5 protein-coding genes and 1 pseudogene are annotated in these 4661 nt (G+C 72.9%); 1 reads left to right on the forward strand and 5 read right to left on the reverse strand.

What is annotated here, in order from left to right:
* Nucleotides 1-289: M17 family peptidase N-terminal domain-containing protein (locus tag MXD58_RS20355; protein WP_284678628.1), on the reverse strand; the 289-nt coding region annotated here is incomplete at its 3' end.
* 106 nt (nucleotides 290-395) lie between these two features.
* On the opposite strand from MXD58_RS20355, the gene gcvT reads away from it, so the two are divergent.
* Nucleotides 396-1493 carry a glycine cleavage system aminomethyltransferase GcvT gene (gcvT, locus tag MXD58_RS20360; RefSeq protein WP_248837192.1) on the forward strand — a complete coding sequence of 366 codons (1098 nt, stop codon included), beginning with the start codon at nucleotides 396-398 and terminating at the stop codon, nucleotides 1491-1493.
* Nucleotides 1494-1570: 77 nt separating this feature from the next.
* On the opposite strand, the gene MXD58_RS20365 is transcribed toward gcvT, so the two are convergent.
* The 4 genes and pseudogenes from MXD58_RS20365 to MXD58_RS20380 form a co-directional block, all read right to left on the reverse strand.
* Entirely contained in the window at nucleotides 1571-2239 is a 669-nt protein-coding gene (locus tag MXD58_RS20365; protein ID WP_248837193.1) for a TetR/AcrR family transcriptional regulator, read from the reverse strand.
* An 88-nt stretch (nucleotides 2240-2327) separates the two neighbouring features.
* Nucleotides 2328-3455 carry a PP2C family serine/threonine-protein phosphatase gene (locus tag MXD58_RS20370; RefSeq protein ID WP_248837194.1) on the reverse strand — a complete coding sequence of 376 codons (1128 nt, stop codon included), beginning with the start codon at nucleotides 3453-3455 and terminating at the stop codon, nucleotides 2328-2330.
* Entirely contained in the window at nucleotides 3455-4141 is a 687-nt protein-coding gene (locus MXD58_RS20375; RefSeq protein WP_248837195.1) for a vWA domain-containing protein, read from the reverse strand. Before MXD58_RS20375 ends, MXD58_RS20370 begins: the two co-directional genes overlap by 1 nt.
* Before the next feature lie 32 nt (nucleotides 4142-4173).
* Nucleotides 4174-4661: pseudogene (locus tag MXD58_RS20380) on the reverse strand (hypothetical protein); the annotation flags it as partial.

Raw genomic sequence — 4661 nt, forward strand, 5'->3', positions numbered from 1 at the left:
GAGCCGCCGCCGCGGCGGGGGCGGGGGCGGGGGTGAGCGGCCCCAGGCCGGCGGCGACGACGGTCGCGGCGGGCAGCGCGCCGAGCGTCGCGAAGCGGATGACCTCGCCGGCGCGCCCGGTCGCGCCCAGGGAGCGCAGGACCTCCACGAGCCGGCCGCCCAGCGCCGCGTCGAGGTCGGCGGCGCCGTCGGTGACGACGAGGCCGTCGGCACCGACGGCGGTGCCGATCACCACCGCGTCCACCGGGAGATCGGTCAGGGCTGCGGAACTGGGCGCGATGGCGGTCATGAGGTGAGCGTATTGAACGAGTGCGGCGGGGTGTCCGCGCCGGGTCACGGGCCCGGCTCCACGCGCACCCCGGTGCGACCGGCCCGGCGCCACTAGGCTGTCCGCCATGGCAGACCTGCGTCGATCTCCGCTGTACGACCGGCATGTCGATCTCGGTGCGAAGCTGGCCGGTTTCGGCGGCTGGGAGATGCCGATCGAGTACGCCGGGCGCGGCGTGCTGGCCGAGCACCAGGCGGTCCGCGGTGCGGTGGGGATCTTTGACGTCAGCCATCTCGGCAAGGCGGAGGTGGCCGGCCCCGGCGCCGCCGACTTCGTCAACGCCTGCCTGACGAACGACCTTGGCCGGATCGCTCCCGGGCAGGCCCAATACACCCTGTGCTGCGACGACAACGGCGGGGTCGTCGACGATCTGATCGCTTATCTGTTCTCGGCCGACCGGGTGCTGCTCGTCCCGAACGCGGCGAACAACGCCGAGGTCGTCGCCCGCCTCGCCGCCGCGGCACCGCCGGAGATCACCGTCACCGACCGGCACACCGCGTACGGCGTGCTCGCCGTGCAGGGCCCCGCCGCACCCGAGCTCGTCGCGGCGCTCGGCCTGCCCACGGACGGTGCGTACATGAGTTACGCCGAGGCCGCCTGGAACGGCCGCCCGGTGATCGTCTGCCGGTCCGGTTACACCGGCGAACGCGGCTACGAGCTGCTGCCGGCCTGGGACGACACGCCCGCGCTGTGGGACGCGCTGCTCGCGGCCGGTGAGCCGCTCGGGGTGTCCCCGGCGGGCCTGGGCGCCCGCGACACGCTGCGCACCGAGATGGGCTACCCGCTGCACGGCCAGGACCTGTCGCTGTCGATCTCCCCGGTGCAGGCGCGGTCCGGGTGGGCGGTCGGCTGGGCCAAGGAGCGTTTCTGGGGACGCGACGCCCTGCTCGCCGAGCGGGAGGCCGGCGCCGCCCGCCTGCTGTGGGGCCTGCGCGCGACCGGCCGGGCGATCCCCCGCCCGCACATGGCCGTCACCTCGGCCGCCGACGAGCCGATCGGCGAGGTCACCAGCGGCACGTTCTCCCCGACCCTGCGCGAGGGCATCGGCCTGGCCCTGCTCGCCCGGGGCGTCGCCGAGGGTGACACCGTCCACGTCGACGTCCGCGGCCGGCCGAGCCCGATGACCGTCGTCCGCCCGCCGTTCGTGCCGTCCTCGCCCCGCTGACCTTCGCCGCGCGCCGGGCCGCCCCGGCCTGGGCGGCCACCACCAGGTGACCGACTCAACGATCCACGGGAGTCTGTTTAGGCCGTCGGCTCCAGCAGGGCTGCGACCAGGAGCGTGACCGTGGTGTGCCGCCACCGCTGCGGTGACCAGCCGAGGGTGCCGGTGGCAACGAGGTAGTTCTCGGCGCTGGTGATCAGAAATGCGAGATCGGCGGCATCGGCGATGGTGAGTTCCGGGCGCAGTGCCGCGCGCTCGGCGAGCAGGTCGGCCAGCACGCGGAACGCGACGCGGCGCTCGCCCTCGTTGACATCCCACTGGGCCGCGAGGTCGGGATCGGAGCCGGCCGTGCCGCGCACGACGCCGAGCAGCGGCCCCACCCGCTCCATGATCTCGCGGCCGCCGTCCGTCCAGAGCTCGATCACCCGGACGGGATCGGGCTCGGCGGCCAGCGCCTCGATCCACGGCCGGTCGAGGACCGCGACCGGCTCGTCGTCGCCGACGGCGGCCACGTCGAGAGCTTCCTTGAGCAGCGTCGCCTTGTTCCCGAAGTGGAAGTAGACGGTCTGCACGGCGACCTTCGCGCGCGCCGCGACCTGGTCGAGCGTGGTCTGGCCGTAGCCCTGGTCGAGGAACAGCGCCGCGGCCGCGGCGACGATCCGCCGCCGGGTCTGCCTGGTCTTCTCAGCCCGGCTCGGTTTCTGCCTGACGGCTGCGCGACTCGGCGCGTCCTTGGCCGGATCACTCACTCGCTGGAGACTACTCCAATGAAAGGCTGTAGTTGACTCTAGCGAAAGGGAGCTGATCGCCGACCTCGCTCAGCACGGTGACCAATGATCACGACGAAGCGGGCGGCCCAGGGGCAGCCCATGCCTCGGCGGGCCGATCCATGGGTGTGATCAGCAGTGCCGTGCGATCGTCGTGGGAGCCGCGGCGGCGGTACCGCAGTGCCTGCGCCATTCCGTGCACATCTGCCGGGCGTTCCCAGGACTCGGCCAACCAGGACCGCACCCCGGGTGAGGTGCGCAGGTCCGTCGCGAGGCCGTCGGTGCACAGCACCACCGGGGTCAACACGGCGGTGCGGGACACCTCGGGTGGCGCGGCGGGCGACTCGGGCAGTGCCGCCGTGACGACGTTCACCTGTCCGTCGGCGTCGTTCGCCAGCAGTTCCTGGAACTCGCCGTCCACCAGCGCGAAGGCCGACACGTCACCGACGCGGGCGATCACGTATTCGTCCGGGCCGAAGGTCGCGACCGCACCCACGAACGACACCTCCCGCCGCGCCAGTCCGAGTCGGTCGGCCTCTCGCGCCGCGAGTTCGGCGGCATGTGTCAGTAGTTCGGCGGCGCCCGGGCCGTCAGGCGCCATGCCCAGCCGGACCGCTGCCTCGCAGAAGGCCCGTGCGCCGACCTGCGAGCACGCCCGCGAGCCCAGGCCGTCCGCGACGGCGACCACCAGCGGGCCGTCGGGCCGCAGGCCGAAGTCGTAGGCGTCCTGGCATGGGGTTCCGGCATGTAGGTGGGCGGTGCCCGCCATCGATCCGGCGGCCACGTGGAAGGTACCGAGGAAGACGCTGTCCAGGGTGAGCATCGGCCGACGATGGTCCGTGGCGGGTTGCAGTCGGGGCGGGGGCGGCGCCAGCACCCGGCCGATGGTGGGCGCGGAGGTCGCCGGGCTGCGTAGATCCCAGTGGCCGGGCAGGCCCGGTCGCGGTGGGTCGGCGGCAGCGGGCGCGGCGGGCGGCTGTGGATCTGTAGGGACGCTGACGTCCGCATCCCCCACCGGGACGTTCGCGCGGTCCGGCTCCTCACGACCCCTGGGCGGCAGCTGCTGGCGGTGGGTCGGATCGGGTGACGGCCGGGTCGGGTCGGACTCGGGCGGCAGGTCGGGCCCGGGCGGCGGGCCGGATGAGGGCTGGCGGTCCGGGCGGGGCTCCCGCCCGAGAGTCTCGCGCAGGCGTGACATCACAGCGTCATCGGTGGTAGCGGGGTGAAGAACTCGGTTGGCGCTTCAAGGTGCAGGCCGTCGGCCTGGCCGGGATCGCGGAAGCTTGTCGACGTCGTGCGGATGCTGCCGATCAGCGCGTTCATGATCTCTCGCACCTGACTGGCAGGGTCGGCCTCCCGGGCGAGAAAGGAAAAACGGGTCGCGATGCGCCGAATACTGTCGATGTTGACCTGGTCGCCGAAGCCGAACGAGACCACCTCGGGGGCAAAACGCCAGGATCGGTCGCGCAGCCCGTCCAGCGCCGCCGTCCAGTCGCCCGGCGCCTGGTGCTCACCGTCGCTCATGAAGAACACTACCGGCCGGTAGATCGGCGTTCCCTTCGGCAACGAACGCAGTCCCGCCTCGATCGCCCTCCGCGTCTCCTGGAACGCGGCGGCGAAATTCGTTCCCCCTTCCACCATGAGCTCGGGAAGGTCGGCGTCGGCAAGGTCGCACAGCGGCACCACGGTGCGCCCCACGTCGGAAAACGTGATGATGCCGACCCGGGCGATCTCGCCGACCGTGGGGTTGGACTGCATCTCCTTGCGCACTGCCGGCAGGGCGTCGTTGAGCGCCTCCAGCGGCCCTCCCGCCATCGATGCGCTCACGTCCAGGACCATGAAGACCGGGAAGATGGTGTAAAGCTCGGAACTTTCGTAGGCCACGCGGAGTCCTCTCGCGGGAACGGGTGGGGTGGTCAGAGGGACAGGATCGCAACCATCGCGACAAGGGTCGCGATGACGTAGAGCGCGACGAAGGCATGTAGGGCGCCCCGAGCACGGCGGACCGTCGGGTCGTGCTGGTCGGCGAGCTGGAGGTCGTTGAGCCCGATAGCGGCATAGACGACGGCGGCGACATTGACGGGGAACAGGCAGCAGGCGAATGCCACCGCGGCGTACCAGCGAGGTTCGCCGCGAAGTGCCGCCCTGGCCACGTTGCCCAGCGGCGGCCGCCCGGCCAGGCTGCCCGGAATGGGTGCTGGGTAGCGCGGCGGGAGGACGGGGCCGGTGTGGTTCGCGGGGCGCGGCACCCACGGGTTCGGTGCCGGCAATCTCGGCGGCGGGTAGGGCAGCGGCGGGCGCGGCGCCGGGAACGGCGGGCGGGCTCCAGGCGGCAGCGGGTGGGAAGGCGGTGCGAACGGCCCGGGGTGCGGCTGGACCGGGTGGGGCTGCCGCGGCCCGGGTC

This window comes from Frankia sp. AgKG'84/4 (assembly GCF_023242965.2).
Classification (GTDB): Bacteria; Actinomycetota; Actinomycetes; order Frankiales; family Frankiaceae; genus Frankia.

What these genes read in the sequence shown, in the direction of transcription:
- MXD58_RS20370 (WP_248837194.1), bottom strand. Translation starts at nt 3,455, where the DNA reads ATGTCACGCCTGCGCGAGACTCTCGGGCGGGAGCCCCGCCCGGACCGC.
- gcvT (WP_248837192.1), top strand. Translation starts at nt 396, where the DNA reads ATGGCAGACCTGCGTCGATCTCCGCTGTACGACCGGCATGTCGATCTC.